Annotated in this window: 5 protein-coding genes; 2 read left to right on the top strand and 3 right to left on the bottom strand. The window is 57.2% G+C overall.

Annotation, left to right across the window (positions count from 1 at the left end; translation table 11 throughout):
• The coding region (locus tag RTY00_RS12925; RefSeq protein ID WP_312664724.1) for a DUF1198 family protein at nucleotides 1-184 on the bottom strand (184 nt) is incomplete at its 3' end.
• 175 nt (nucleotides 185-359) lie between these two features.
• On the opposite strand from RTY00_RS12925, the gene folD reads away from it, so the two are divergent.
• Nucleotides 360-1,226 (top strand): bifunctional methylenetetrahydrofolate dehydrogenase/methenyltetrahydrofolate cyclohydrolase FolD, encoded by an 867-nt coding sequence (folD, locus tag RTY00_RS12920; RefSeq protein ID WP_312664723.1) that lies wholly within the window; start codon nucleotides 360-362, stop codon nucleotides 1,224-1,226.
• Nucleotides 1,226-1,438: a ribosome-associated protein YbcJ gene (ybcJ, locus tag RTY00_RS12915; protein WP_007890771.1), complete on the top strand. Its 213-nt coding sequence runs from the start codon at nucleotides 1,226-1,228 to the stop codon at nucleotides 1,436-1,438. Before folD ends, ybcJ begins: the two co-directional genes overlap by 1 nt.
• Before the next feature lie 34 nt (nucleotides 1,439-1,472).
• Here the strand turns inward: ybcJ and RTY00_RS12910 are convergent, their stop codons facing one another.
• Nucleotides 1,473-2,594, bottom strand: coding sequence for an AAA family ATPase (locus RTY00_RS12910; protein WP_312664722.1), 1,122 nt, complete (start codon nucleotides 2,592-2,594; stop codon nucleotides 1,473-1,475).
• Between the two features lie 33 nt (nucleotides 2,595-2,627).
• Nucleotides 2,628-4,013 carry a cysteine--tRNA ligase gene (gene cysS / locus RTY00_RS12905; protein ID WP_312664721.1) on the bottom strand — a complete coding sequence of 462 codons (1,386 nt, stop codon included), beginning with the start codon at nucleotides 4,011-4,013 and terminating at the stop codon, nucleotides 2,628-2,630.
• Nucleotides 4,014-4,028: the final 15 nt, after the last annotated feature.

The raw sequence follows: 4,028 nt of genomic DNA, 5'->3' as shown, positions 1-4,028 counted from the left end.
CGATGTAATCGGTAAACTCTTTTGCCGCCTCTTTGCCCATCAGCGACAACATCGATTCGATATGCACCGGCGGCAGCTGCAACCGTTTATTGAGCGCCTGCACCGCATGGCGCGAGCTGGCCGTCAGCAGCTGAAAACCTACCACGAACACCACCGCCAGCGTGGCGAGAATTAACCAAATCATCACGTCATCCATCTCATTCACTGCCGGGCATCATAAGCGCTAACGCGGGCGGGCGCCACGGCGAAAAATCGGGAAAGCGGCGTAGAGGGCGAATCTCTACCTGACAGCCGCACGCGCTTCTGACAGAATAGGCGCCATCCCCGATCTAACCCTCTACAGATGGATTTCCTCTCTGATGGCAGCAAAAATTATTGACGGTAAAACGATTGCGCAGCAGGTGCGCCTTGAGGTTGCCGAAAAAGTACAGCAGCGTCTGGCGGCCGGTAAACGTGCGCCCGGTTTGGCAGTTGTGCTGGTGGGTGAAAACCCGGCTTCGCAGATCTATGTCGCCAGCAAACGTCGTGCTTGTGATGAAGTGGGCTTCATCTCCCGCTCATACGATCTGCCCGCCACCACCAGCGAAGCCGAGCTGCTGGAGCTGATTGATACGCTCAACAACGACAACGACATCGACGGCATTTTGGTGCAGCTGCCGCTGCCAGCCGGCATCGATAACGTCAAAGTGCTGGAGCGCATTGTGCCGGACAAAGATGTGGATGGTTTCCATCCGTACAATGTCGGTCGTCTGTGCCAGCGCGCGCCGAAACTGCGTCCGTGTACGCCGCGCGGCATCGTCACCTTGCTGGAGCGCTACAATATCGATACTTACGGCCTGAACGCCGTGGTGGTTGGCGCATCGAATATCGTTGGCCGTCCGATGAGCATGGAACTGCTGCTCGCCGGTTGCACTACCACCGTCACGCACCGTTTCACCAAAGATCTGCGTCATCACGTTGAGCACGCCGATCTGCTGGTGGTGGCGGTCGGCAAGCCGGGCTTTATTCCGGGCGACTGGATCAAGCCGGGCGCGGTGGTGATTGATGTGGGTATCAACCGTCTCGACAGCGGCAAAGTGGTCGGCGATGTGGAGTTCGAAGCAGCTGCTGAGCGCGCCTCGTACATCACGCCGGTTCCAGGCGGCGTCGGTCCAATGACGGTCGCTACACTGATGCAAAACACGCTGACGGCGTGTGAAGAATTTCACGACATTGAGGAGGCATAATGGCCAGTTTTTCTCTCGGTAAACATGCCCACGTTGATTTGTGCGACCTGCTGAAACTCGAAGGTTGGGTGCAAAGCGGTGCGCAGGCGAAAGCCGTGATCGCGGAAGGCGAAGTGCGCGTCGATGGCGCAGTTGAAACGCGTAAGCGCTGCAAGATTGTTGAAGGCCAGAAGGTTGAGTTTGCAGGTTTTAAGATTACGGTTGTGGCGTAGTTAGGTGGCGGTCGCCATTAATGGCGCCGTCACGTTAAGTGCAGTCATTGGCACGGTCGCCATGAATGGCGACCCTACTTTCCCCTTCGATTTGCTCCAGCTCGATGTGATTCACCGCCGTATGCTGCGCAATCAGCGTCGCCAGTTTCGGTGAATGGCTGGTGATCCACAGTTGGCTGAACTGGCTGGCTTCGGCAATCAGGCGCGCGAGTGCCGGCAACAAGTCTTCATGCAAACTGTTCTCCGGTTCATTCAACGCCATAAACGCCGGCGGACGCGGGCTGAGCAGCGCCACCACCAAACACAAAAAGCGCAGCGTGCCATCCGAGAACTCGGCGCTCTCCAGCGGACGCAAAATCCCACGTCGTGACATCAGCATCTGAAAACGCCCGTTCTGCACATCAACGTGAAATTCCGTGTCAGGGAAAGCTTCGGCCATCACTTCGTGGAGCAACTCGACATGACCGCGCTCAACGATAGTGGCCCAGGCCGCCGCCAGATTACTGCCATCATGGCTCAGCACCGGCGCGCGTACGCCAATCTGCGGCGCACGAATCGGTGAACCGGGCCACACAGCAAATTCATGATAGAAACGCCACTGACGTAGCCTTTCACGCACCTGTGAAAGCTCCGGATACAGATGCGGTTCGCCCAGTTGCCCAAACAGCGACTCTTCGGGATGCAGTACCGCCGGATAGGCTACGCGCTCGCCTTGCACGTTATGCAAAAAGGCGGTCTGATTTTGCCGCTGCATGATGCAGGAGGAAGGACGCCGCCTTTGGCCGCTCATCCATAAACGCTCCTCTTTCACCAGCGGATCGAGGTTAAACATGCTGGTGGCTAACGGCTCAGGAAAACCGATATCGAGCTGATAATCCATATCGTCCATCACCACCGCCAACGCCAGACGTTTGGGATCGTGGCGACGATCGCCGCGCCGCAATCCGCCCGCCCACATCGCTTTCTGGATGCCGCCCTCTTCCGCCAGCGCCAATGCTAAGCGCCCGCTAGCCGCTTCATGCAGCAGCCGCACCGCTTTATACAGGTTGGATTTGCCGCAGCCGTTCGGGCCGCTCACCACGTTGAGCTGCTGCAGCGGTAGCGTCAGATCGCGCACCGAGCGGAAGCCGTGAATATGAATCTGTTCAATCGCCATCAATAAAAAAGGGCGATTTCTCGCCCTCTCCGGTTATTTGCGTCGCCAGCTGGAACCTTGCGGCCCATCCTCAACGATAACGCCCAATTCATTGAGCTTATCGCGCGCCACATCCGCCTGCGCCCAATCTTTGGCTGCACGCGCGTCGGAACGGGCTTTCACCCAATGCTCGATTTCCGCCACTTCATCGTCATTCACCTGCGCACCGCTTTGCAGGAACTGCTCGGGATCCTGCTGCAAAATGCCCAGCACGTTAGCGATCTGGCGCAGTTTCGCTGCCAGCGCATCAGCGGACGCTTTGTCTTCGGTTTTCAGGCGATTGACTTCACGCGCCATATCGAACAACACCGAATAGGCTTCCGGCGTGTTGAAGTCGTCATCCATCGCAAGACGGAAACGCGCTTCAAACTCTTCGCCACCCGCCGCCGTGGCGCTGGCATCGGTATGACGCAGCGCGGTGTACAAGCGCTCGAGCGCCGCACGCGCCTGGTTGAGGTTATCTTCGCCGTAGTTGAGCTGGCTGCGATAGTGGCCCGACATCAGGAAGTAACGCACGGTTTCAGCATCATAGTGCTGCAACACATCGCGCACGGTGAAGAAGTTATCCAGCGATTTCGACATCTTCTCGCGATCAACCATCACCATGCCGGAGTGCATCCAGTAATTCACATACGGGCCATCGTGCGCACAGGTGGATTGTGCCACTTCGTTTTCGTGGTGCGGGAACATCAGATCCGAACCGCCGCCGTGAATGTCGAAATGGGTGCCGAGCTGTTTGCAGTTCATCGCCGAACATTCGATGTGCCAGCCTGGACGGCCGTTGCCCCACGGCGAGTTCCACGCCGGTTCGTCGGCTTTAGACATCTTCCACAGCACGAAGTCCATCGGATTGCGCTTCACATCCGCCACTTCGACGCGCGCACCGGCCTGCAGCTGCTCCAGATCCTGACGCGACAGCACGCCGTAATCTTTGTCGCTCAGCACGTCGAACATCACGTCGCCGTTGTCCGCCACGTACGCGTGCTTACGCTCAATCAGCGTGCCGACCAGCTCGATGATTTCGTCGATATGGCGGGTGGCGCGCGGTTCCAGGTCCGGCGGCAGAATGCCGAGCGCAGCGAAATCTTTGTGCATCTCGGCGATCATGCGGTTGGTCAGCGTTTCAATGCTTTCAACGTTTTGATTGGCACGTTTGATGATTTTGTCATCGATATCGGTGATGTTACGCACATACTTCAGCTGATAGCCCACGTAACGCAGATAACGCGCCACCACGTCGAATGCCACAAACGTACGCCCATGGCCGATATGACAGAGGTCGTAAACCGTGATACCACACACGTACATACCGATTTGACCGGCATGGATGGGTTTGAATTCCTCTTTCTGTCGACTCAGGGTGTTATAAATCTTTAGCATTGAACGGTTCCGTTT

It is taken from the genome of Pantoea sp. CTOTU49201, assembly GCF_032054795.1.
Taxonomy (GTDB): Bacteria; Pseudomonadota; Gammaproteobacteria; order Enterobacterales; family Enterobacteriaceae; genus Pantoea; species Pantoea symbiotica.
This window is presented reverse-complemented; position numbering and strand designations above follow the sequence as displayed.